Below are 26,248 nucleotides of genomic sequence, written 5' to 3' on the forward strand. Positions count from 1 at the left end.
ACTTCGTACATGTTTGCTTTTTAGAAAAATGATGAAACATTATTTGTCTGCCATAACTGGTTTTGCCATTTGGGGAACCTTTGCTTTGGTATTAAGACCTTTACGTGGTTATCCAGCGCTCGATATTCTTATCTACCGTGTAGTTTTTGCTTCGATCAGTATTGCTTTGGCATGTTTTGTTTTTCGACGAAAGCAGGTTTTTGCCAGTATAAACTATTTACAGACTTTATCTACAAGAGAAAGGGGTAAGCTGATTGTAAATATTTTAGTAAGTGCTGTCATGTTGGGCTTGAATTGGTTCTCATTTATTTATGTAATGAATACTGTAACTGTAAATGCCACTTCTTTAGCCTATCTCATATGCCCCATTTTGACGACAGTCTTGGCCAGTTTCTTTTTGCGGGAAAAATTGAATAAAGTGCAGTGGTTTGCCGTGTTTTTAAGCTGTGTTAGCTGCGTTATACTTGCATATGGACACTTTATGGATTTGATTTACAGTATGGCTATTGCATTGTCTTATGCCATCTATTTGCTGCTTCAAAAGAATAGATTTCAAATAGATAAATTCTTTACGCTCACCATCCATATTGTTATTAGCACACTCCTGTTACTGCCTATCCTAAGTATGGTTGAAAATGATATTCCAAAAACCGGAAATTTTTATGTTTTTGTTGCCATCATCGCAGTTGTATATACGATTATCCCTTTATTCCTTAATAATTTTGCCTTAAAGGCGTTAGACTCTTCAATTGTGGGGACATTGCTGTATTTAAACCCGATGATCAGTTTTTTGCTGGCCATATTCTATTATAATGAGCCTATTAATACAACTCAAATTATTGCCTTTGGAATGATTTTTACAGCCGTCATTATTTTTAACCTCGCCTTTTTGTACGCTAGAAAACAACGTAAAGTCAAAATAGATGAATTAGCGTGATGGATTGCGTTCGGAAATATTTGTAAACTTCGTTCCAATCTTGGTGTTTTTTTTATTTGAGTAGGATAGAAGATCTCCATTACGGATTAGATTTACTTGAGCAGCCTTATCAACTTGGTCTTTACCTGTAATGGCGACAGCGTCCTATTTCTAAAGGTTGATGAAAAATTAACATTCTCCTAACGTTGTCAAGCTATATTTGCACCGTGACGAATACCAAACCCGGCGAAGAATCTCTCTATTTACCTCTTTTTAAAAATGGGGATCCGCGTGCATTTGCATATTTTTTTAACCTCTATTGGGAGCAGCTTTATACGGTTGCGTATCGGCATTTGCGTGATGAGGATCTTTCCAAAGATGTGGTTCAGGAGGTTTTTATACATATTTGGGAGAAAAGGAGTTTAATCAACAGCGCGTATATCTCATTGCGACCGTATTTTTTTCGAGCACTTAAAAACAAAGTGTTAAACTATTACGCCTCTGAGCGTGTGCGAAAAGATGTTGTAGAAAATATGTTACATAGAATGGAAACCACCGTTTTCGTTGAAAATACGAGCGCGACGGTATACCAAAAGTTAGAAGAAATTGTTGAAATTTCGGTTGCGAAGCTTCCCGGCTTAATGAAAACAGTTTACCAAATGCGTAGCGATAATTATTCCATTCAACAGATCGCAGAACATCTCAATATTGCGGAGCAAACTGTAAAAAACTATCTATCGGAAGCTAAGAAAATTCTTAAGAAAGAACTGACTCAACGTTTTGCCGATCATGATGGCATGCTGGTTCTTTTAATAAGCTCTTACTGTGTTCATAATTTATTAACATAAACAACATTTTTAATTAAAGTACTTTCCCCATTTCCAACTGTAGTATAATAAAATCAATATGCAGGTGGATTCAGGAAGATTTAAAAAGATTATACAAGAGTATATTAGAGAGGGCCTATCAGACGACGATAAGAAGAAAGTCGATACATGGTATAACGCGGTTTCTTCGGAAGAGGTAAATCCTTTTGTCAACGAACACCATCGTAATCAACTCGAGAAGGAGTTATTTTCTAATTTATCTATTCTAGTCACGAAAAAAAACAAACAGGCTGGGATTTGGAAGAAGTCTTGGATTTCGGTTGCAGCTTCTTGTATACTTATCGGTATCGCCACGGTGTTGTTTTTCTATAAAGAGGAAATCCAATTTGATCTTTTTCATCAAACGGCTTGGAAAGAAGTTATTACGCAACCTGGTGGAATAAAGGAGGTGAGGCTGCCAGATAGTTCTTCTATATTTCTTAGCGGAAATGCGAAAGTTCGATTTGACGAAAATGGTTTTAGGGAAAATCGCAAGATATATTTGGATCAAGGGGAAGCTTTTTTTGATATACATCGTGATTCTTTGCATCCTTTTTCTATAGAAACAGGAACTCTTGATATTGAGGTGCTCGGTACTTCTTTCAACGTAAATAATGCATTAGGATTGCAGCAGGTTGTAGTTAATGTGAAGACTGGTCGCGTGCGTGTGACTGGAAAACAAAATAATGAAGAACATATTCTAGTCGCAGGGAAGAGCTTGCGTTACAATACAAATGATGCTGTGTTTACAGGTTTCGATAGTAATCCAGCGTATGCTAATATCTGGACTACTGGAGGGGTTATGTTGGATGGAGCGAGCTTTGATGAATTAAGTGAATTGATGTTATCAAGGTATGGCCTGGTACTTAAAACAGATAATCTCAATACCCGGAGTTTCAGCTACTCACTGCTGATACCACAAGTTGAATCGTTAGATCAGATTCTTACAATCATATGTAATATTCACCAATTAAAATTTAGGAGGGATAAAAATGAAATAATACTGTATAACTAAAAACTATCTAATTAGGAATTATAGAAACTAGGGGGAGTTTCTGAAAGAAGTGCTCATCTGGCAAACCGCTAAATCGACCAGTGAGCACCGTTAAGATTCATGTTTAAAACAAACATTTACGCAAATATATGTATAAAATTGTTAAGCTTACGAAATTAGCTGTCGCGTTTGCGCTTTGTCCGCTCACTTATACACAAGGAGCAGAAGCTATCACAGTGAACGTAAGGGAGAATACAGATTCGTCAGATAAGATAAGTATTCATTTAAGAAGTAGTACTGCAGAACAAGCATTGTCTGCTCTTTCGCAGAAAACAGGTAATGCTATAGGTTACGATAAACAAGTATTGCAACTAGAAAAGGTAAAGGTCAGTGAAAAAAAATTCCAAAATGCAAGTTTTGATGAGGTATTAGGTTACATTCTACAGAATACTAATATTCAATCAAAAAAAGTTTACGGAGGTGTTGTACTGACGCGTAAAGTCATACAACAATCGCATGTATTACGATTGAAAGTCGCAGATGAGCAGCAACAGCCTGTTGCAGGTGCTTCAGTTAAGATTATTTCTACCAAACAAAGTGTCTTAACAAATGCGAAAGGAGAAGCCGAAATTAATCTAATCAGTGGAAATTATGAAATTCTGATTACCCACATCGGCTATATCAATAAAGAATTAGCAAACGTTAATGTTGATGCTAACACAACTGTACGCCAGGTTACTTTGCAAACCAACCAAAGTGAATTAGGTGAAGTAGTTGTAACAGCATTAGGTATAAAACGTCAAGATCGTTCTTTGGGCTATGCCGTAGGTACTGTCAAAGGAGAAGACATCAGTCGGATGAACAATGATAATTTTTTGGTCGGTATGGCAGGAAAGGTTCCCGGAGTGTCTATTAGTTCGACTGGTCCTACAGGGTCTTCGGTAAGTATGGTGATTCGTGGAGCTACTTCGTTGAGTAACGATAATCAACCTCTTTTTGTGGTAGATGGTGTACCTCTTACAAATGGGGTAAACAACATTGGACAGATAGGTGATGATAATAAAGTCGATTATGGTAATGCGATCTCCAATATTAATCCGGAAGATATCGAAAGCATTTCTGTATTAAAAGGACCAAGTGCATCCGCACTTTATGGTTCCAGATCAGGAAATGGTGTTGTGCTTATCACGACAAAAAGTGGTAAGAATGTTGATAAAATGACCGTTGCGGTAAATAGCAATACGGTATTTGATATTCCGAATAAGTTTATTGGTTTGCATAATAAGTTTGCAAGTGGTACGACACCTTGGAAGCCGGGGGATCAGCCAGGCGACTTGATTATTGAGGAAGGGTCGAGCTATATGGTTGGTCCTGCATTAGATAAAGGCTACAAAGCTGTACAGTGGAATAGCCCGTTAGATGAAAACGGAAATCCGATTCCAACGGAACTACGATCGTATCCCAACAATATCAAAAATTTTGTACAGACAGGAATTACTTCTACTAATGGTATTTCGTTGGCAAATCGAAGTGAAAGTTTAGACTATCGTTTCTCATATTCGAACATGAACAACCGCGGAATTGTACCTAATTCTGATCTTTTTAGGAATACGTTGAATATAAATTCAACAATGCATATTCGGGATAATCTTTCTTTAGGTTTGTCGTTGGATGCGAGTCGTAACAATTCCAATAATCGTCCAGCGGGAGATCGTGGTACCAATCCGCTTCAAGCAGCGTATGAGGTTGCTCCACATATTAATATTTTGGATTTAAAAGATTATTGGATTTCTGGTCAAGAAGAGTTACAGCAGCTTTCCCAGTCACCAGGAAACCATAATAATCCATACTTTTTAGCTTACGGTGTAAATAATTCTTTCGTAAGGGACCGCGTATTTGGAAATCTGCGTTTGGATTGGACGATTAAGAAAGATTGGACATTTATGTTACGGTATGCCAATGATATCTATTGGGAAAATCGCGAGACGAAAATTCCTTATAGCTATACGAACGAACCTCGGGGATCATATGGTATTGTCAATTTAATGAATATGGAGCAAAATGTTGATTTCTTGACATCGTATAATAAAAAGTTAGGTGATTTTCATGCATCGGCTTCTTTGGGCGGAAATCTACGATATTATAGAGGGACTTCGGTGAGAAATGCATCAAAAAATGAATCAGGATTAATTACGCCAGGTTTATATAGTCTGTCGAATATTAGCCCATTGAATCTAGATTTTTTAAGTACGCTTAATCAGAAGGCCGTGAATAGCGTCTATGGTTTACTTAACTTAAGTTACCGGGATATGGTTTACTTGGATTTAACCGCCCGTAACGATTGGGCGAGTAGTTTGCCTAAAGCGAATCGATCGTATTTTTATCCATCGGCCTCCTTAAGTGTACTAGTAGACCAGATTCTTCCACTGACGGCAGAAGTCAGCCTGTTCAAGCTTCGTGGTGGTATTGCTAGAGCAGGTAATGACACGACTCCCTACAACCTTCTTAATATTGTTAGCAATCCAGGAAGCTGGGGTGAGGTTCTACGTTTAACACGATCGAGCTCGCTATTGACACCCGACTTAAAACCGGAGATTGCAACTTCTTACGAAGTTGGGGCAGATTTCGGTCTTTACCAAAACAGATTAAAGCTTGAGGCTACCATATATAAGCTCGATAATAGAAACCAGATTATAGGAGCTTCGTTGCCAAGTTCGAGTGGTTTTACTTCGAAAAATATCAATGCAGGCTTGCTTCGTAGTAATGGAATTGAGTTGGCTATTTCTGGGCGCCCTATTCAGAAAGAAAACTGGACATGGGATATTGGTGTAAACTGGCATCGTAACCGTACTCGGATTATGGAACTATCGGAGGGAGCTGAATTTCATACCTTTTGGACTGAGGGACGTGGAGGTGCTCGAACCTACGTAGGCGAAGAAGTAGGTGATCTATATGACTCGAAGCTTGTTACTGTCGAGGATCCATCATCACCATATTACGGTTATCCGATTTTGGACAGTAATGGCTCTTGGCAAGCGATTCGTATCAACAATAGCCGTAATAAAATTGGAAACTTCAACCCTGACTTTAGTATGGGCGTGCAGTCGACATTACGCTACAAAAAAATCACGATGAACATCGCTGCTGATATGCGTTTTGGGGGCAAGTTTATGTCGCAAACTTATCGGTATTTTGAGTCTAATTTGACTACACAACGTTTTCTGGACCAGTTGATTAATCCTAATGGTTTAACGGGAGACGATCTACGCGATTATTTGATTGATAATGATTTGGTACGTGTACAAGGAAATCGTTTTCCAATTGTTGGGGGACCAGGTGAAGAATATGGCGGTTATGCAGTGGATGGTGTTGGAAATTTCGGTGTGTTTAATCCAGGTGTGATAGCGCAGTATGATGCCGAAGGGAACATTACAGGATATACCGAAAATTTAGGGGGTGAAGGAACGAAATATATTTTGTATTCGGATAATTATCCGTGGGACTTTATGAGTGCAGCGACCTTTGATGCGTCGTTTATTAAACTACGTGAGTTGTCTTTTAGCTACGATTTATCTGGAAAATGGTTGAAACGTATGGGAATTGACGCGGGTAGTGTAGGCGTATACACACGGAATATTATCCTTTGGACAAAGGCTAAAGTGGGAATAGATCCAGAAATGGCTTTTCAACCACAATCGGGAGGAGGTTTCAAACAGGGGATAGAACGATATAACGTAAACCCTTGGTCTATGCCTATTGGATTCAAAGTAAACTTAACATTTTAAATTATCAGGGCACACGAAATGAAGAAAAATATAAAAATCAGTGCATGTCTTTTTGCTATTACTTTAAGCTTGGGATTATCCAGCTGTAAGGATTTGACCGAATTAAATATAAACCCCAATGGTGTCAGTGAGGAGGATGTAAATCCAAATCTATTACTTTCAACAGTGTTAAGTGGTGCTGCGAGTAAATACAATGAGTTGAGTTTTATTGATTTGGGCGGTGTGATGCAGCATACACAAAAGGACGCTTGGTTCGATGGACATAACGACTACGAATTGACCGGAGGGATATTAAGTTGGGATGCCTATTATGGATACCTACGTGATAATAAACTTATGCTAACTCGCTCGAAAGAATTAGGTCTCGATTTTCATCACGGTGTATCGCTTGTTATGCGCGCTTACATCTTTGGGCTTATCACAGATTTGTGGGGTGATGCACCTTACACAGATGCTGTTAAGGCAGACTTAGGTGGGGTAAACTATAACTTCCCTAAATTCGATCAACAGGATGTAATTTATAAGGGAATTCTCGAAGAATTAAAACAAGCGAATACAGTCCTAGCTAAGCCTAATGGAACATATGAAGTACTGGCTGGCGCAGATCTTTATTTTGATGGAGATGTGTTAAAATGGCGACGTTTTGCAAATTCCTTGGCCTTACGTTATTACATGCGGTTATCAGAAAAAGAACCGGCCTTTGCTAAAGAAGGGATAGAGACTATGTTGGCTAATCCTACTGAATTTCCATTAATAACCTCGGTGGAAGATGAGGTGTTGATGGATTTTGTAGGGGTAAATTCAAGTGATTCATGGCCATCGAATACAGTTTTCGATGCAAGTGGGAGTAATTTTCGTCGCATGAAGATGTGTGCAACTTTTGTTGATCGTTTACAAGAACTGCATGATCCGCGTCTCTCGGTATGGGCAAAGCCTGTAGAGATCCCTATTGAAGTGAGAGCTACGGAACCTGCGAAAACCGATAAAATTGTGAACGGAGTTCGTATTGTATCGCCAGATGTGGTAGAAGGAATTGCGGTAGATACTGATCCAGATTATGTAGGTTTGCCAGCGAGTGGCTCTAAGAATCCTTCAGCCTACAACCTGAATCCGACACCCGGACAGACCTCGATGAATCCGCATGTTTCCTACTTGAATGACATTTACCGCGCCGCAAAAGGTGATTTGTTAAAAGCTCGTCTCTTGGCAGCCTCTGAGGTGAGCTTTATTTTAGCGGAAGCCGCTTTGAAAGGATGGACAACACCTGAAGATGCCAAGACTTATTATGAAAGAGCTGTACAGCTTTCGCTAACAAGTTGGGGTAAATCTGCTGACTATGCAACCTATATTCAACAAGATGGAGTCGTTTTCGCAAATACACAAGAACAAATTATTGAACAAAAATGGATTTCTAATTGGTCTACTGCTGCGCAGGCATGGTTTGATTACAGAAGGACAGGGTATCCGAAATTGAAGGCAGGCCCTGCGGCTATAAGGACGCAATTACCTGTACGTATTCCCTATATGCAGACTGAGATGAGTGTAAATCAAAAAAATGCAGAGGAAGCCTTAGCACGTATTGAAAAAACAGCTTACTCGCAGGCGGATAACGAAAATAGTGCGTGGTCTAAACCCTGGTTGCTACAAGGCACGAATAAACCTTGGTAAGCGTGAAACAGTTGAGAAACGCAGCATAGGCTTTATGTATTTGGCTTAAGTTTACTAGACGTCTTTCAATATTGATTTATACATCTATGGAATGTCCATGATTGCAAAAACACAAATACGAATGAAAATAACCCCGGAGGGCTCATCAAAGATAACCGAACGAAGTGAGCTCTCCAAAGCAAATCTGGACATTCCATATGGATTTTAAAAGACAAACCGAGTGAAACGAGCTCATTTATTCCAATGAAATCTAATCCTTATAAATAATAATTTACATATGAAAAAAATAGAGAAATTATTGCTTAGTCTAAGTTTATGTTGTGCTGTATTGAGTAGCACGGCACAAACTAACGATCAAAGTCAATATCCTGATCGTGTTATGTTGACTTGGTCCGACGACCCTGCCACAACACAATCTGTTAGTTGGAGAACTCATAGTAAATCCCATAAACTTGTCGGGCAGATCGTTGAAGAGCAGAGTAACCCTGATTTGGAAGAAAATGCACGCTTAGTTCATGGAACATCTGCGCTATTGGATCGGGGAGCCGGAAAAATGGACGAGTACGGTCATGTTACTTTTACGAATTTAAAACCTGGTACAGTCTACGTTTACCGTGTAGGCGATGGTGAGCTGTGGAGCTCTTGGAATCAATTTCGTACAGCTAATGCTTCTGGCGATTTTTCGTTTATCTATCTAGGAGATGCTCAAAATGATTTGCGATCACGTTGGTCGCGTAGTATCCGAAAAGCCTTTCAACAGGAGCCAAATGCACGATTTATCGTTCATGCGGGTGATCTTATCAATCGATCGAATACAGATAGTGAATGGGGAGAATGGTATGAAGGCGCAGGGTTTATACACCAAATAATTCCTGCTGTTCCTACGCCAGGGAATCATGAATATCGCAGGGATTCTTTGGAGCGGCTAGTTCTAGATCCTCATTGGTCCGTACAGTTTAATCTACCTAAAAATGGACCTAAGAACTTACAGGATGCTGTTTATTTCTTAGATTATCAAGATTTACGTATTGTGTCGTTAAATTCCCAATTAATTATGCTGGATTCTGCAGCTGCGGTTATCCAAGAACAATGGCTAGAAGAAATTTTGAAGTCATCAAAGAAAAAATGGAACCTCGTAGTAATGCACCATCCGGTGTATTCGACAGCAAAAAATAGAGATAATACTATCTTACGCGAACGTTTTAAACCTATTTTTGAAAAATATGGTGTTGATATGGTTCTACAAGGTCACGATCATACCTACGCTCGTGGCGCTGTTGACGCACCTCGTCCCATTTATTTACTTTCTGTAGCTGGGCCTAAAATGTATGATTCTGATTCTGAACGCTGGATGGAGGTCTCCGCTTCTCGGACACAGCTGTATCAAGTAATTCGAGTAACGGATAACAAACTCTATTTCTCTAGCTACAAGCTTAATGGTGAGTTGTTTGATTCATTTGAGTTGCCAAAAAAATAAAAATATGAGAAGATTAATAGGTTATTCGCTGTCTTGGATCTTTGTCAATTTGGTAGGATTATCTGATGTAAATGCACAATCGCAATTGTTATTGGATAAGTTGAACAAAAACGAGCGACACGTGGCAGCGCATCGAGGGGCTCATATTGATTATCCTGAAAATTCTATAGCGTCTATACAGGAAGCTATCCGGCTAGGAGTGAGTATTGTAGAAGTCGATGTTCGTAGTACGAAAGATGGTGTTTTGGTACTTATGCACGATAATACTGTCGATCGTACAACTACAGGAAAAGGAAAGATTAGTGAGCTTACATTTGAAGAAGTACAAGCTTTGTCCTTGAGAAAGGAACCGCATGGCGAAATATCAGAACATCGTATACCGACCTTAAACGAGGTTTTACTTTTTTGTAAAGGAAAGTGTATTATCGATCTCGATTTCAAAGAGGAAAAAGAAGAATATATTCATCCGACTTTTGAACTTATTGAGAAAGTTGGTATGGAAGATGAAGTACTTTTTTTTCTCTATGATCATAGGGATATGGAACGTGTACACCGTATTAATCCTTCGATAACTTTATTTCCTCGGGCAAGAAGTATGAAAGATCTGCATGAGATTTTAAAAACTAATCTGACCAAGATTATACACATCGACGAATCGTTTCGCGATCATGAGCGGCTGCTTAAGTTGAAATCGCAAGGTGTTTACTTTTGGATGAATAGTCTTGGAGATTTCGATGAAAAGGCTGAATTAGAGGGGGAAAAAGTTTACAAAGCTTTCCTCATGGCTTATCCATTTGTCAATATCATTCAAACTGATCATCCAGCATTATGGAACCAGACCCTAATCTCCTATAAAAACTAGTAAAAACGATGAATCTCATCATTAGTAGAGACCACCTCCCGTGTGTCTCTACTATTTATTTAACACCTATTTTCTTGCTGCAAAATCTGTAGAGATCTTTTAGGAAAGAAGCTTTTATTGTGATATTCGCTCTGTGTTTTTGAATCTTGTATCGTCGTTTTTCTGCGAACATCTCCTGTTAAATAAGAAATGATACGAAGTGAACTTCCATCCTATATTTCTCTATATAGTAGGGTTGTGTAAATAAATAATCGTTATTCGATAAATTTTGTTGAAAAAGCATCGAATTGTAAACCCATAATTACGAATTGTAAACGAGCTTTTCATTTAAGTGCCTCCGATTTTACTTTTATGTTATTAAAAGATGTGTACGGGAAGCATCTACTATGGTTTAACAGGAAAAAGACGTTAATCAACGTTTTTTTAAAAAAGTAGCATGAAAAGAAATACCATTTATATTTCCATTGTTGTATTGGTTATTTGCGCGATTGCAACGATGCCATTGGTTAAAATACCAGTTTCGACCTCTTCCAGAGGTATTGTCCGACCTGTATCTGAAAATACGAAAATTGTATCGGTTGTTAGTGGGCGTATTATTAAATCCAATCTTAAATTTAATAATCAGGAGGTCTCTGCAGGAGATACACTACTTGTTATTACTTCAGAACATCTGGGAGCAAAGAAGCAACTGCAAGATGGATTGAATAGCGATTACAGTGCTCAACTTTCCGATTTATCTAAATTGGTAAATGGCAATTTTGAAAATCTTTCCACAGGACAATATCAAAAAGAGGTGGCGACACTTCGGGAGCGAGTTGAAGAACTAAACGCGCAATTGGAATTGGCAGAAAAAGATCTTTCCCGTTCTAAAGTTCTGTTTGATCAAGGTGTTATTCCACAGGCCGAGTACGATAAAACCTTTTTCACTTTTAAAAATGCTAAAAGTAAAATCAGCGCTATCCAAGAGGAGCAGATGGCACAATGGCAAGCGCAAAAGAGAGAAGTCCAACGGCAGTTGACCACGGTAAACAGCGATATTTCTCAAATAAAAATTGAAGGAGAAAACTACATTGTACGTTCGCCTGTCGCAGGCAGACTGGTTAATCTTTCCGGAGTTCAAGAAGGTAATTTCTTAATCCAAGGACAGAACGTTGTAGAGATATCTGCAGATAGTAATCTAATTGCTGAATGTTCTGTTGCTCCCAATGATATAGGCTTGATCAAAAAAGGGCAGAAAGTGCGGTTTCAAATCGATACTTATAACTACAATCAATGGGGCACGATTGAAGGTATAGTGGATGATATTGACCAGAATATTGTCACGATGGAGAATGGACAGAGCTTTTTCAAAGTCAGGTGCTCTATGGATAAAAATTATCTTCAATTAAAAAATGGTTACAAAGGAGAGGTGCAAAAAGGGAGTACATACACAGCACGATTCTATCTTTTAGATCGTACGCTCTGGCAGTTATTGTTCGATAGAGTTGACGATTGGTTTAATCCAAACTTAATATAAAGGAAGAGAAATTATATGATTTATTCATGAAACCGTACCCCAGTTCATGGATATAAAATTATTACTGAATGGTTATCGGATGAAATAAGTAAACCTGAGCACTTGATCAAGGTAAAAAAACGATTGGAGTGCAACAAACTTGTTTAGACGGATGAAATGTAATGCTTATACCACTAAAGGCAGTATAAGTATAATCTGAAACAGACACTAATGAGTAACTAATTTACAGATGAAAAAAGGAACGATAGTAAAACAACATGATATCAAGGACTGTGGAGCAGCTTGTCTTTCTTCGGTAGCGTCACATTACGGACTGAATCTTCCCATTGCTAAGATTCGACAAATTTGCCATACAGATACAAGAGGGACAAATATATTAGGGATGACACAAGGGTTAAATGATATGGGATTTCATGCTAAAGGGGTTAAAGGCGGGCTAGAGGCACTTGGCCAAATTCCTTTACCAGCTATCGCCCACATTATCGTGATGAATCAACTGCACCATTTTGTCGTCATTTATAAAGTAGACAAAACACATGTACATGTAATGGATCCTGCTTTTGGAAAAATGGAAAAGCATACCATAGCAGATTTTCAAAAAATTTGGACAGGTGTTTTGATCTTGTTAGAGCCAAATGAATACTTTGAGCAACGTAATGAAAAAGTTGGCGTTTATCGCCGATTTTGGAATTTGGTTAAACCTCATAAGACGGTGGTTACCCAGGCCCTGATTGGTGCCGTTGTATATACTATTTTAGGGTTGTCTACATCCTTATATATTGAAAAGATTACAGATTATGTTCTTATTGATGGTAACATTAGATTACTCAATCTTTTATCTATCGGTATGGTTATCCTATTGCTCTTTCAAATTTTTATTGGAGCAATGAAAAGTGTGATGGTTTTAGAGACAGGCCAGCGTATTGATAAATATTTGATCCTTGGCTACTATAAGCACATACTAAAACTTCCTCAACGTTTTTTTGATACCATGAAGGTCGGTGAAATCATTTCACGGGTTAATGATGCCGTTAAAATTAGAGCTTTTATTAATGACGTTTCTATACAAATTGTTGTCAATGTATTTATTGTAATTTTCTCTTTTGCGTTAATGTTCAGTTATTATTGGAAATTGGCACTGGTCTTAGCATTGGTCATTCCTTTTTATTTTGCTGTCTATTGGTTGACCAATAAACTAAATAAAAAAGTAGAACGTAAGCTTATGGAAGATGGTGCTGATTTGGAGTCTCATCTTGTAGAATCGCTAAATTCTGTTAGAACGATTAAGCAATTTGGTGTGGAAGGATTTTCTAATAATAAAACGGATACTAGGTTTAGTACATTATTAAAAACTGTCTACAAGTCCGTGATGAATGGTTTGTTTTCTGCTAATTCATCTGAGTTTTTATCAAGAATATTCACGATAATTCTACTTTGGGTTGGTGCTAAATATGTCGTAGAGCAGATTATCACTCCAGGAGAATTACTTTCTTTTTATGCGTTAGTAGGCTACTTTACGGCTCCTGTAACCCAGTTGATAGGAATGAATAAAACCATCCAGAATGCAATTATAGCATCAGATCGTCTCTTCGAAATTATGGATTTGGAGCGCGAAGAATCTACCGAAAAACTCGACCTTACTTCAAGCCATGTTGGCGATATATCGTTCGTGAATGTCTCTTTTAGCTACTGTTCTCGAGTAGATGTTTTTGACGGTTTTAACTGCGTATTCAAAAAGGGAGAGACAACAGCAATTGTCGGAGAAAGTGGTTCGGGAAAAACGACCATTGCGGCATTAATGCAAAGCCTGTATCCGTTAAAAAAAGGAAAAATCACTATTGGCCAATATGATTTGAATTATATTTCAAACCATTCGTTGCGACAGGTTGTGTCGGTTGTACCACAACAAATCGATCTTTTCTCTGGAAATGTAATCGATAATATCGCTTTAGGAGAAGATTTTCCAGATGTACAGCGAATTTTAGACATTACGAAAAGTCTTAATATTTTATCTTTTATCGAGAAGCTTCCTAATGGTTTTCAGACTTACCTCGGGGAAAATGGAGCATTGCTATCTGGAGGACAAAAACAGCGTATTGCTATTGCACGCGCTTTATATAAAAATCCAGATATCTTGATTTTAGATGAGGCAACATCCTCACTTGATACGGAATCGGAACAGATTATACAAAAGACCTTGGAAGCATTTAAAGCTGCAGGTAAAACAATGATTGTAATAGCTCACCGTTTGAGTACGATTGCACATGCGGATAAGATTATGGTTCTGAAATCAGGTAAAGTGGTTGAGGAAGGAACACATGATAGTTTACTACTTCAAGATTCGGTGTATCGCAGCATGTGGGATAAACAGACTTTACTTTTGGAGGTATAACATGATCAGAATATTTGTTTTTGTCTCTTGTTTTTTGTTGACTAGGTTTTCGGGATTCGGTCAGGAAAGGTGGACTTTGCAGCGCTGTATTCAATTTGCACAAGAAAATAATTTGGAAATCCAGAATAGTAAGATTAACAATGGCGTAAAACTTGTAGACCTCAAGATCGCTAAAAATGAAAAGCTTCCAGAAGTGAGTGGATTTTCGAGCTTGTATTCTAAGTTTGGACAAGGCCAAGACGTTTTTGGGAATACCAGAAGAAATGACAACCTAAATGGAGAGTTTGGTATAGATATCAATGCAACGCTCTATAATCATGGCAAATTAAAAAAAGACATTAAAAGAACGACGCTTCTGGTTGGTGTGAGCGAAGAAGAAATTCGCGTGTTGAAACGGAATATTGCTATCAAGGTTATTGAATATTATCTCGCTATTCAGTTAAACAAAGAAATAGCTAGGGCTGTGGATACAGCTGTGTTTTACGCTAATTTACAATATGAAAAGGCAGTTAAAACGACAAATGCTGGCACGACTGCATTGACCGTTCAGTACGAAGCTAAAGCTAATTTAGCGAGAGAAAATCAACAGTTGAAAAAGGCAGAGCAAGATGTACAGCGAGCTAAATTAAATATGGTGCAGTTGATCCAGTTGCTCGATTATAAGAATTTTGATATTGTTGAAGACCAAAAAGGATATGAACCGTCGTCACATTTAGGATTTTCATTAGAGGATGCAATAGAGCAATCGGCAAGCAATCATCCGGAACTTAAGAAACTTAAGCTGTTGAGACGGACGACCGAGATAGAGAATGAAATAGCTAAAGCAGATCGTTATCCAGCTGTTCGGGGAAGTGCTTTAATCGGTAGTCTATACTTTAATAGTCTTGTGTCTACAGGAGATAGACGCTTCTTTCCGCAGATAAAAGATAATTTTGCGCAACAAGTAGCCATAACATTATCCATTCCAATTTTTAACAAAGGAAGAGTGAGAAATACCCTTGCCAAAAATCAACATTACATCCAACAGAACGATATTCAAGTGAAACAGCAGTATCTAGTCATCAAGCAGGATGTCGAGAAATTGTACTTTGATTATTGGGCCTATTTGGATCAGTATGAGGCGGCACAAGATATGTTCGAAAGTGCAGAGATGGCGCTAAGTTTTACAAGTAAAAGTTATGAAGCAGGGAAAAGCTCAATATATGACTTAAACAGTTCACGAGGGAATCTTTTGAAAGCTGAAAGTGAAATGTTACAGGCTAAATATAATTGTCTTTTTGTATCAAAAATGATCAAATTCTTTATTGAAGAAACTTTATAAATAAGCAAATCTACTATGCAACTATTTAAGCAAATTGAAAGATTAAATCTACTTGATAAGTTGATTTCTCAAAAAAGAACCGGTAAACCTGAAAATTTAGCTAGGAGGTTAGACCTTTCTGTTTCCCGATTAGCTCGAATAATTGAATATCTGAGAGAAACAGGAGCCCCTATCCAATATGATAGAGCTTCACAAACGTATTTTTATGAGTTTGAATATCGAATCTTTATTCAAGTAAGTATGCAGCCATTATCGGATACCGATAGCAGATTGTACGAGGCTGGATGTATCGACGATTACGGGCATTTTTCAAATCTAAATCTGGGCGGAAATTATTTTTCATCTTTTTTGAATTCGATCTTCAAGAATTTGAAGTAATAGAATTCTTGAACATAATTACTGGTGGAACATAATGTCGTTATAGACAAGTTCCCTTTGTTTAAATAAGACGTTGTGAAATCCGGAATGTCTATACAAAAACGTTAAACTTAGATATTTCTATGGGCTATCTTGTTTAACGTTTTTTAGTTACTAGGCAACGATAAATCGGATCATTTAGTCGTTTTGGACATTTTCCTTCTTTGGTGATTTTAATAGTAAGTGGGTCTATCGAAAGATGAAATATTGCGACAGTGAAGTGATGAACAAATAGATAAATGTTCATTTTTAAGATGCAAATCCAAAAAGCGTATATTTAGCGAGGTTGAGTATTTTGAAATCATGAAAACATATCGCCATCAGCTATTTACTTCCGTTATTGAGGAAAAAATTATAAAAAACATACTTAAAGCTGGAGATAAATTACCTTCTGTAAGAACGATAAGGAGAGATTATGGCCTTAGTGTCAGTACTATACAAAAAGGCTATGATTATCTTTCGTTTAAAGGATTTGTGAAAAGTATCCCGCGTAAGGGATATATTGTAAGTGACGAATTGCAACAGGACAAAAAGGCTGAAGACAAGAGTATTGTTCCATTTTCTGTAGATTCCGATTTTAGACATAAGGTTTCTATTACTTCCTCTAGAAAGCAGAAGTTTTTGGGAGGAAATCTTAATGCCGCTATCCCTGGTGATTATATAATGCCTCAAAAGTTGGTATTGAAGATTATGCAGCAAATCATTCGGGAGAAGGGGGCAGCTCTTCTTCGCTACTATCCCAGTAATGGAAGCGTAGAGCTCCGAGAATTGTTGTCCAAGCGAATAGCTCGACATGGCGCATTTGTCCCGTCTGAAGAGATTTTAATTACGGATGGTGCATTGCAAAGTTTGTATATTTCTCTTGCTGTAATTACAAAGCCGAATGATATAGTCGCGGTAGAAAGTCCATGTGTTTTTTCAATTTTGGAGGTGCTGTCTAATCTTGGATTGCGTACGGTTGATATTCCAGTTAGACATACTATCGGCTTTGATACTGACTACCTTGAATCCGTCTGTAAATCGAGTCCTATTAAGGCAATTGTCGTAACCCCTAACTTTCATAATCCGACGGGTATATCAATGCCGGAGGCAAAAAAGAAAGAGCTTTATGCTATTGCTTGCCAATATGATATTCCTATTATAGAAAATGATATCTACGGCGATCTATATTTTGGAGCAATTAGACCCAGTACGATTAGAAATTATGATGACCGAGGTTTGGTTCTTACCTACTCTTCCTTTTCAAAAACTGTTGCGCCAGGTCTACGTCTCGGATGGCTCTCGCCAGGGCGCTATTTTTCTGCTGCAGAACGATTAAAGTTTTCTTTAGGGAGAAGTGTGTCTGCTATAAATCAGGAGATGGTAATAAAGTTATTGTCTTCGGTGGCTTATGATAGGCATTTGCGTTTTTTTAGGCGTTACTTACAACTTCAGGCTGCCGAGATTACAGAACAAATCCGAACTTTTTTTCCTGAAAAAACCTTAATGTCAACTCCAGATGGTGGTTTTAGTCTTTGGAATCAGTTACCTCAAGGTACAGATATGGTACAGTTTTTTAAATCTTGTAATGATTTTGGTGTTAGTTTTACGCCTGGAAAAACATTTTCTTTGACAAATGCCTTTGATTTTCATTTTAGAGCTACATTTTTCGAAAATATCACTATAAATACACTCCACTTTATAAGGGAGATAGGTTTATCCATTCGCTGAGTTGCTGTACCGATGTTTTTTTTATATTCTGTATCGATGATAGACATTTGATAGGGACTATTTTTGTGAGAAATAGAAAATAAATGAAAATTATATCAAAATTTGTTGTAGGATCAGATCAAGGAATCGATTTTTTTCTGTCACTTAGAGAGGCGGAGTGGAATGAATTTTACCCTTATTTACAAACTACTGACAATGTCGAAGGGTTGAAAAATAAATTCTTAAACAGAAATGATACGATAGATGAGTTGAATGCTCTAGGTACGCAAATGGTTATAGCTTTCTCTGATGATTTGCCTGTAGGATATGTTCTTTTTAAGAATTCCGTAGATAAACAAGGAATATTTAAGGAACAAAAATCGGTTCAACTTTTATCATTCTATATTCTTCCAACGTATGATGTACAGGAAATAGGGACGGTACTTTGGAATAAATGCTTTGCTAGCACACGTTCTTATCACCATTGGATTATGGTATTGGAGAATAGTCTATTAATCCCCTTTTTAGAAAATTACGGTTTTCAGATTTTAGCTAAAAGTCAGCATAAAATATATAGCGTTTCGTCATATTTAATGGCGCGAGTAAATGATTTGGTGTGATAGAAATGAATATGCAGCTAGCTTATTCGAATAAGATTGTTTTTTACGTTTTCACTTGTGTAGCAGGATTATAGCCAGATTTAATAATATGGCCTTGCAAAGGAATAACCAGAGGGCGAAGAATTAAATATAGCCGATAGCCTTAGAATAAGTAATGCGCAAACTTTTCGTAAATTAATGACGACTACGTTTAAACCTATAAAATAGTACATTTGTTGTAGGTTTAAATTGGTAAACATTAAAAAGGAAAATAAGTGGCAAAACTTAAGATAAACTATATTCGGGGAAAAAACCAAAGCAATTCATTCATCGTGAAATTTGCAATGGTTATTTTGGCGATTGTGCTGATCTGTATCTTTCTCCCCAAACAACCCCGATTTAGGTATGAGTTTCAAAAAGGAAAAGCTTGGAATCATGACAATCTTGTGTCTCCTTATAATTTTGCGATATTAAAAACCCAAGAGGAGCTTAATAGGGACAAAGAACAGATTTTGAAGACAGTTCAGCCTATCTATAATCTAAATATCAGTATCAGTAAAGAGCAGATCGATCAATTTAATACCGATATAGCCGAAAAATGGCAAATCAGTAATATGGACTCGCTGATTGATCAGAATATGGAGAGCTATCAAAGTGTAGGAAATGCTTTATTAAACTATGTCTACAATCGAGGTATCGTATCTTTAAACAATCGTTATCAAAATAAAGGTGGTAATTCTGATAAGCTAGATAGGACCCAAAGCCAATATAACTTTACGCTCATTCACGAAAACATCGCGCAACAAAAAAATACTGCAGATATTTTTACGATTGAATCTGCAAATCAATATGTATCGGAAGCTATTCAGAAGAATACGAAAATTGGAAAGAAAAACTGGTTGACCGAAGTCTTAAAAAACTACATTACCATTAACTATATTTTTGATGAGAATTTGACGAATAAGGTCGAACAAAATGCACTGGCCAATATTTCCATGACACGAGGGGTTGTACAAAAGGGGGAACTTATTGCAGAAAAGGATAAAATTATCAATAATGAAACCTACCAAAAATTAGAGTCTTTACGTAAGGTGTTTGAAGACGAGGCTCGTATCAGTGGGAACCAGAATTTTGTTGCTTTTGGTCAATTTATTATGATTTCACTATGTATCACGCTTCTCATGGTGTTTCTGTATTTTTTTAGGACATCCATATATTACAACAATAGACTTGTTTTTATTATTCTGATTGTTATTTTAGCTATGCTAGGGGTATTATCGTGGGCTATCAATATGAAAATCCCCAACCTATATTATATTCCTTATTGTAGTGTACCTATCATTTTTCGGGTATTATTCGATACGCGTGTCGCTCTAAATATTCACTTATTAATGGTATTGATTGCAGCACTTTTTGTCCCTAACAGCTATGAGTTTGTATTTCTGCAGTTTATAGCGGGTATGGTAGCTATTTACAGCATTAAAACGTTGGTTAAGCGGGAACAGTTTTTACTTTCCTCACTCGTTATCCTCGCCACTTATATTGTCGCTTATTTGGGTCTCGTTCTGACGCGTAATGGTAGTATTAATTCGATTTATTGGATTGATGTTGTGCCGTTTATCGTTAGTGTAGGGCTTACGTTGCTAGCTTATCCGTTGATTTATGCCTTTGAACGATTGTTTGGTATTGTGTCTGATCTTACTCTCATGGAACTGACCAATAGTAACTCTAGACTTTTGAGGGAATTGTCCTTGAAAGCTCCAGGGACATTCCAGCATTCTTTGCAGGTTGCTAATTTGGCAGAAGCGGCTATTTACAAGATTGGTGGCAATCCACTCTTGGTTCGCGCTGGAGCTCTTTACCACGATATAGGCAAGATGCTGAATCCATTGTTTTTTATTGAGAATCAAAAAAGTGGAACAAATCCGCACGAGGAACTTACACCGGAGCAGTCTGCTCAAATTATTATTTCGCATGTTCATAAAGGCGTGGAAATGGCGAAAAAGAATTTACTTCCTGAAGTTGTTATAGATTTTATCCGTAGCCATCACGGAACAACGCGTGTCGACTATTTCTACAATGTATTTTTAAAGAATAATCCGGATAAGCTCGTAGATGAGAGTATTTTTAGATACCCAGGGCCTATTCCGTTTTCTAAAGAGACAGCGGTACTGATGATGGCGGACTCTGTTGAGGCTGCTTCTCGCGCTTTGAAAGAACCAACTGAAGCTTCCATAAATGGGCTTGTTGATAAAATTATTGATTATAAAATAACGCAGCGACAATTTATGGATGCTAATATCACAATGCGCGACATTACTGAGGTTTCTGACATCTTTAAAGCGATGTTGAAGAGTATCTATCACGTACGTATTGATTATGATGTAAATAAAAAAATAGATAATACATCCGTGTAAATAAAAAATCATTTTGACAGTCAGAAGGTTATTGAATTTTGTTAAAAAATACGTGTAGACGCTTTGCAGATTGAAATTTTTGCGTTATGTTTGCACTGTCAAAACACGGAGAGGTGCCTGAGTGGCCGAAAGGAACAGTTTGCTAAACTGTCGTACTGGAAACGGTACCGCGGGTTCGAATCCCGCCCTCTCCGCCAAGACAAAAGCCAACATTCTAAAAGATAGGATGTTGGCTTTTTATTTTTACCATAGGCGGTAAAAAAGGTAGCAAAATGGGGGACAATCGGAATTCCAAAATGTCCATAAATTGCTAGCTTATATTAAAGATGCACTTCGTGCGACTTTGGCCAATCTTCGAAAACAGGGGCATATTGGATGTCAGGAAGGGCAGAAGTGTGTGCTTCTGCCCGAGCGAACTGAAATTGGTTCGTAAATGGTTTAGTGTGCTGAAGGGAAAAGTATAGCCTATTTCATACCTGTATTGGTGTATCACATGCCTGTATTGTCATAGATCATACTTGTGTTAGCGTATCACATGTTTGTATTGTCATAGATCATACTTGTGTTAGCGCATTACATGTTTGTATTGTCATAGGTCATACTTGTATTGGTGTATTACATGTCTGTATTGTCATAGGTCATACTTGTATTGGTGTATTACATGCCTGTATTGTCATAGGTCATACTTGTATTGGTGTATTACATGCCTGTATTGTCATAGGTCATACTTGTGTTGGCGCATTACATGCCTGTATTGTCATAGATCATACTTGTATTAGCGTATTACATGCCTGTATTGTCATAGATCATACTTGTGTTAGCGCATTACATGCCTGTATTGTCATAGATCATACTTGTGTTGGCGTATCACATGCCTGTATTGGCATAGGTCATACTTGTGTTAGCGCATTACATGCCTGTATTGTCATAGATCATACTTGTGTTGGCGTATCACATGTCTGTATTGGCATAGATCATACTTGTATTGGAGTATTGCATGTATGTGTCAGTATAGATCATACTTGTATTTTTTTTGCATACCTTATCTTGAAAGTTTTAATTTTAGGTTTCTAACGATTGTTTTGTGTGGAGTTGTTTTAAAAAAAATGTGTCATGATTCTGTTTAATTGTTCTCTGACTTGGAAAAAAAACAGTGTGATTTTTTGCTGTTTTCCATTCAAAGAAGTTAAAAATGAGATTAGGTTTTCGACTGTAATCCCGCGCTCTCTGACAGGACGATAAAAAACGTATTGATTTTCAATGGTCTTTTTTTATTTAAAATTTTCTAAACAGGCACTCTTCCGAAACTTCATGTATATTTGTTTAAAAAAAGAAAATGTCTATAAATCCACATTTGATAGCCCCTTCTGTATTAGCGGCAGACTTTGCAAGGCTGTATGATGAAATACAAATGGTCAATAATAGTGATGCCGATTGGTTTCATATTGATATTATGGATGGGGTATTTGTGCCTAATATTTCCTTTGGATTTCCTGTTCTGCATGCTATTGCTAAGTATGCAAAGAAGCCTTTGGATGTGCACTTAATGATTGTAGATCCTGATCGTTATCTCGGTTTGTTTAAATCTTCTGGAGCGGATGGTATCACGGTGCATTACGAAGCGTGTACACACCTTCATCGTACTTTAGCTGCGATCAAAGAATTAGGCTGTAGAGCAGGTGTAGCTCTTAATCCTCATACGCCAGTAAGTTTATTAAAAGACGTTATTCGTGATATAGACTTGGTTTGTATTATGTCTGTTAATCCTGGTTTTGGTGGCCAAAAATTTATTGAACAAACATATACAAAGATAAAAGAGCTTAGAAATCTGGCAGCAGGTGTAAATGATGGTTTGCTAATCGAAATAGATGGTGGCGTAGGGGTGCATAACGGAGGTTTGCTGCTCGAAGCCGGCGCAGACGTTTTGGTTGCTGGGAGTAATGTTTTTGCAGCGAGTGATCCTACAGATGCAATTTTGCAGCTGAAGAAGTTAAGAAAAGGCTTACAGAATGTATAGTTATGTAGTTGCTTAACTCGGTTAATGGAAGAAGCAATCTAATTTCCTTAGATTGCTTTTTTCGTAGTAGTTCTTTTAGGAAGCTATTGTTTGGATTTATTCCAAATTAGTGTTTGGCTTGGCAGGAATCTATCTAAAAGCTATTCTTTTTTGTATTTTTGTTGTGAATCGAAATCTGGATAACAGATTTAGTTTTAACATAGTACATCACTTGATAAATAACAATGACTTCTGATTTAGAAAGACTAAAAGAGATTTCTTCGGTTTTGCTAATAGGACGGAGCATTTGGCAGTTTAGCTCTACATATCGAAGCGCGTAATTGTCAGAATCTCTCTTTTCGGCAAGAAAGAATGGCTGTAAAAGTTGTAGAAATGTCAGGTTCTTATATTTATTGGAGTGTAAAATTGGAATGGTATTATTTTAGCTTACATTAATAATGGAAGGTGGTACAGAAAATATGGCATTGCGCTTTTCTTTATTGCTTTTTGATTTGAAAATAACTTCTATACGATGAGTATTTATAACGATTATATACAGGAGATTGAAGAAAGAAAACAACAAGGACTTCACCCTAAACCAATTGACGGAGCAGAGTTGCTAAGTGAGATCATCACACAGATTAAAGATGTGAATAATCCGCATAGAGCAGATTCTCTTCGTTTTTTTATTTATAACACATTGCCGGGAACCACGAGTGCCGCGGGTGTGAAAGCAAAATTTTTAAAGGAAATTATTCTAGGAGAATCCCTTTTGGAAGAGATCAATCCAGCGTTTGCCTTTGAATTGCTATCTCACATGAAGGGAGGGCCATCTATCGAGGTTTTGCTGGATTTGGCATTAGGGACTGATTTGAGTATTGCAGCAGAAGCAGCAAAGGTGTTGAAGACACAAGTTTTTCTTTACGATGCGGATATAGAACGTTTAAAAAATGCATTTGAGGAAGAAAATGTTATAGCAAAAGAAATTCTTGAAAGTTACGTTAAAGCTGAATTCTTTACACAACTACCTGAAGTTGCTGAAGAAATTAAGGTGGTGACTTTCATTGCTGGCGAAGGGGATATTTCTACCGACTTACTTTCACCAGGTAATCAAGCACACTCACGTTCCGATCGTGAGCTTCATGGTAAATGTATGATTACGCCTGCTGCTCAAGATGAAATTAAAGCGCTTCAAGCGAAATATCCTGAGGCCAGCGTGATGTTAATTGCTGAGAAAGGAACTATGGGAGTAGGGTCATCAAGAATGTCAGGGGTGAATAATGTTGCACTTTGGACAGGTAAACAGGCTAGTCCGTATGTACCCTTTGTCAACATAGCACCTATCGTTGGGGGGACAAATGGTATTTCTCCGATTTTCCTTACGACAGTGGATGTAACAGGTGGGATAGGTATTGATCTTAAAAACTGGGTAAAGAAGGTTGATGCTGAAGGAAATGTTGTGCGTAACGAAAAAGGAGAACCTGTACTTGAAGAAGTTTATTCTGTTGCTACTGGTACCGTACTAACTATCAATACAAGAAAGAAAAAACTTTATAATGGTGAACAAGAATTGATAGACTTAACGAAGTCTTTCACACCACAAAAAATGGAGTTTATAAAAGCAGGAGGTTCTTATGCTATTGTATTTGGTAAAAAGATACAGACCGTAGCTGCCAAGATATTAGGTGTAGAAGCTGTATCTGTTTTTGCACCTTCTAAAGAAATCTCTGTTGAAGGACAAGGATTAACGGCTGTAGAAAAAATCTTCAATAGAAATGCTGTTGGCGTAACTCCAGGGAAAATATTACATGCGGGGTCGGATGTTCGTGTTGAAGTTAATATTGTAGGCTCTCAGGATACGACTGGATTGATGACTGCTCAAGAGCTAGAATCTATGGCTGCTACAGTAATTTCTCCGATAGTTGACGGGGCTTATCAATCAGGATGTCATACGGCATCTGTTTGGGATAAAAAAGCACAAGCGAATATTCCTAAACTCATGAAGTTTATGAATGACTTCGGTTTGATTACTGCCCGTGATCCAAAAGGTGAATATCACTCAATGACAGATGTTATTCACAAAGTTCTTAATGACATTACTGTAGATGAATGGGCTATTATTATTGGTGGTGACTCTCATACACGTATGTCAAAAGGTGTTGCTTTTGGTGCGGATTCAGGAACAGTCGCACTTGCACTAGCTACAGGAGAGGCTTCCATGCCAATTCCTGAATCTGTGAAAGTGACCTTCAAAGGGGAAATGAAGGATTATATGGATTTTCGCGACGTGGTACATGCCACACAAGCACAAATGCTGAAGCAATTTGCTGGTGAGAATGTGTTTCAAGGAAGAATTATAGAGGTACATATTGGTACCCTTCCTGCAGATCAGGCCTTTACTTTTACAGACTGGACCGCAGAGATGAAAGCAAAAGCTTCTATCTGTATTTCAGAGGACGATACATTGATCGAGTCTCTAGAGATTGCGAAAGGAAGAATTCAGATCATGATCGATAAAGGAATGGATAACGAAAAACATGTCCTTCAAGGTTTGATCAATAAGGCTGATAAGCGTATTGTAGAAATTAAATCGGGTGAAAAACCTGCTTTAACTCCTGATGACAATGCTAAATACTATGCTGAGGTCGTTATCGATCTTGATATAATCGCGGAACCAATGATTGCCGATCCTGATGTTAACAATGATGATGTGTCAAAACGATATACACATGACACCATCCGTGAACTTTCTTACTATGGTGGCGATAAAAAGGTAGATTTAGGTTTTGTTGGATCATGTATGGTTCATAAGGGCGATTTAAAGATTGTTTCTCAGATGTTAAAAAATCTGGAAGAGCAACAAGGGAAGGTCGAGTTTAAAGCTCCGCTCGTTGTCGCTGCTCCGACATATAATATTATTGACGAACTTCAGGCTGAAGGTGATTGGGATGTGTTACAACGATATTCTGGTTTTGAATTCAGTGATCTTTTACCAAAAAGCACGGCACGTACGGAATATGAAAATATGATGTATTTAGAGCGTCCAGGTTGTAACCTTTGTATGGGAAACCAAGAGAAAGCTGCTAAAGGAGATACAGTCCTGGCAACTTCAACTCGTCTTTTCCAAGGTAGGGTTGTGGAGGATTCAGAGCGTAAGAAAGGAGAATCGCTACTCGCTTCTACTCCGGTAGTTGTATTATCTGCTATCCTCGGACGTATTCCAAATATTGAAGAATATAAAATTGCAGTAAGAGGTATTAATTTGACGAAATTTGCACCTCCGTTGAAACAGTTGGTTGGGTAGTTTGTTCGTTTTAGATTAACGGGTTTAGT

At 37.6% G+C, this 26,248-nt stretch carries 17 protein-coding genes and 1 tRNA gene; all 18 read left to right on the plus strand.

Translation table 11 applies throughout. The annotated features are described in order from the left end of the window. The first annotated feature begins 28 nt into the window (after positions 1–28). The 18 genes from ACSZOX_RS03280 (at position 29) to ACSZOX_RS03365 (ending at position 26,219) form a co-directional block, all read left to right on the plus strand. Positions 29–937, plus strand: coding sequence for an EamA family transporter (locus ACSZOX_RS03280; RefSeq protein WP_437918327.1), 909 nt, complete (start codon positions 29–31; stop codon positions 935–937). 206 nt (positions 938–1,143) lie between these two features. Then, positions 1,144–1,764, plus strand: a complete 621-nt coding sequence (locus ACSZOX_RS03285; RefSeq protein ID WP_437918328.1) for an RNA polymerase sigma factor — start codon at positions 1,144–1,146, stop codon at positions 1,762–1,764. A gap of 58 nt (positions 1,765–1,822) precedes the next feature. Next, on the plus strand, positions 1,823–2,797 hold the full coding sequence (locus ACSZOX_RS03290) for a FecR family protein (protein WP_437918329.1): 975 nt from the start codon (positions 1,823–1,825) through the stop codon (positions 2,795–2,797). Positions 2,798–2,925: 128 nt separating this feature from the next. Further along, complete coding sequence (locus ACSZOX_RS03295; protein WP_437918330.1) at positions 2,926–6,561, plus strand: SusC/RagA family TonB-linked outer membrane protein; 3,636 nt, start codon at positions 2,926–2,928, stop codon at positions 6,559–6,561. A gap of 18 nt (positions 6,562–6,579) precedes the next feature. After that, positions 6,580–8,229: a SusD/RagB family nutrient-binding outer membrane lipoprotein gene (locus ACSZOX_RS03300; RefSeq protein ID WP_437918331.1), complete on the plus strand. Its 1,650-nt coding sequence runs from the start codon at positions 6,580–6,582 to the stop codon at positions 8,227–8,229. A 277-nt stretch (positions 8,230–8,506) separates the two neighbouring features. Continuing rightward, positions 8,507–9,706, plus strand: coding sequence for a metallophosphoesterase (locus ACSZOX_RS03305; RefSeq protein ID WP_437918332.1), 1,200 nt, complete (start codon positions 8,507–8,509; stop codon positions 9,704–9,706). Positions 9,707–9,710: 4 nt separating this feature from the next. Next, positions 9,711–10,568 (plus strand): glycerophosphodiester phosphodiesterase family protein, encoded by an 858-nt coding sequence (locus tag ACSZOX_RS03310; RefSeq protein ID WP_437918333.1) that lies wholly within the window; start codon positions 9,711–9,713, stop codon positions 10,566–10,568. Positions 10,569–11,004: 436 nt separating this feature from the next. Then, entirely contained in the window at positions 11,005–12,084 is a 1,080-nt protein-coding gene (locus tag ACSZOX_RS03315) for an HlyD family secretion protein (protein ID WP_437918334.1), read from the plus strand. 229 nt (positions 12,085–12,313) lie between these two features. After that, positions 12,314–14,476 (plus strand): peptidase domain-containing ABC transporter, encoded by a 2,163-nt coding sequence (locus ACSZOX_RS03320; protein ID WP_437918335.1) that lies wholly within the window; start codon positions 12,314–12,316, stop codon positions 14,474–14,476. Position 14,477: 1 nt separating this feature from the next. After that, positions 14,478–15,797, plus strand: coding sequence for a TolC family protein (locus ACSZOX_RS03325; protein ID WP_437918336.1), 1,320 nt, complete (start codon positions 14,478–14,480; stop codon positions 15,795–15,797). A 15-nt stretch (positions 15,798–15,812) separates the two neighbouring features. After that, the gene (locus tag ACSZOX_RS03330) at positions 15,813–16,175 is read left to right on the plus strand and encodes a hypothetical protein (protein ID WP_437918337.1); all 363 of its coding nucleotides are present in this window, start codon (positions 15,813–15,815) and stop codon (positions 16,173–16,175) included. A 342-nt stretch (positions 16,176–16,517) separates the two neighbouring features. Then, entirely contained in the window at positions 16,518–17,924 is a 1,407-nt protein-coding gene (locus ACSZOX_RS03335; protein WP_437918338.1) for a PLP-dependent aminotransferase family protein, read from the plus strand. Between the two features lie 83 nt (positions 17,925–18,007). Next, positions 18,008–18,523 carry a GNAT family N-acetyltransferase gene (locus tag ACSZOX_RS03340; protein WP_437918339.1) on the plus strand — a complete coding sequence of 172 codons (516 nt, stop codon included), beginning with the start codon at positions 18,008–18,010 and terminating at the stop codon, positions 18,521–18,523. 254 nt (positions 18,524–18,777) lie between these two features. Further along, complete coding sequence (locus ACSZOX_RS03345; protein ID WP_437918340.1) at positions 18,778–20,919, plus strand: HD family phosphohydrolase; 2,142 nt, start codon at positions 18,778–18,780, stop codon at positions 20,917–20,919. Between the two features lie 107 nt (positions 20,920–21,026). After that, a tRNA-Ser gene (locus ACSZOX_RS03350) sits at positions 21,027–21,116 on the plus strand. Positions 21,117–21,226: 110 nt separating this feature from the next. After that, positions 21,227–21,352 (plus strand): hypothetical protein, encoded by a 126-nt coding sequence (locus tag ACSZOX_RS03355; RefSeq protein WP_437918342.1) that lies wholly within the window; start codon positions 21,227–21,229, stop codon positions 21,350–21,352. A 903-nt stretch (positions 21,353–22,255) separates the two neighbouring features. Further along, positions 22,256–22,936, plus strand: coding sequence for a ribulose-phosphate 3-epimerase (gene rpe / locus ACSZOX_RS03360; protein ID WP_437918344.1), 681 nt, complete (start codon positions 22,256–22,258; stop codon positions 22,934–22,936). A 511-nt stretch (positions 22,937–23,447) separates the two neighbouring features. After that, on the plus strand, positions 23,448–26,219 hold the full coding sequence (locus ACSZOX_RS03365) for a bifunctional aconitate hydratase 2/2-methylisocitrate dehydratase (RefSeq protein WP_437918346.1): 2,772 nt from the start codon (positions 23,448–23,450) through the stop codon (positions 26,217–26,219). Positions 26,220–26,248 lie beyond the last annotated feature (29 nt).

The sequence above is a fragment of the Sphingobacterium sp. LRF_L2 genome (assembly GCF_965644235.1).
Taxonomy (GTDB): Bacteria; Bacteroidota; Bacteroidia; order Sphingobacteriales; family Sphingobacteriaceae; genus Sphingobacterium.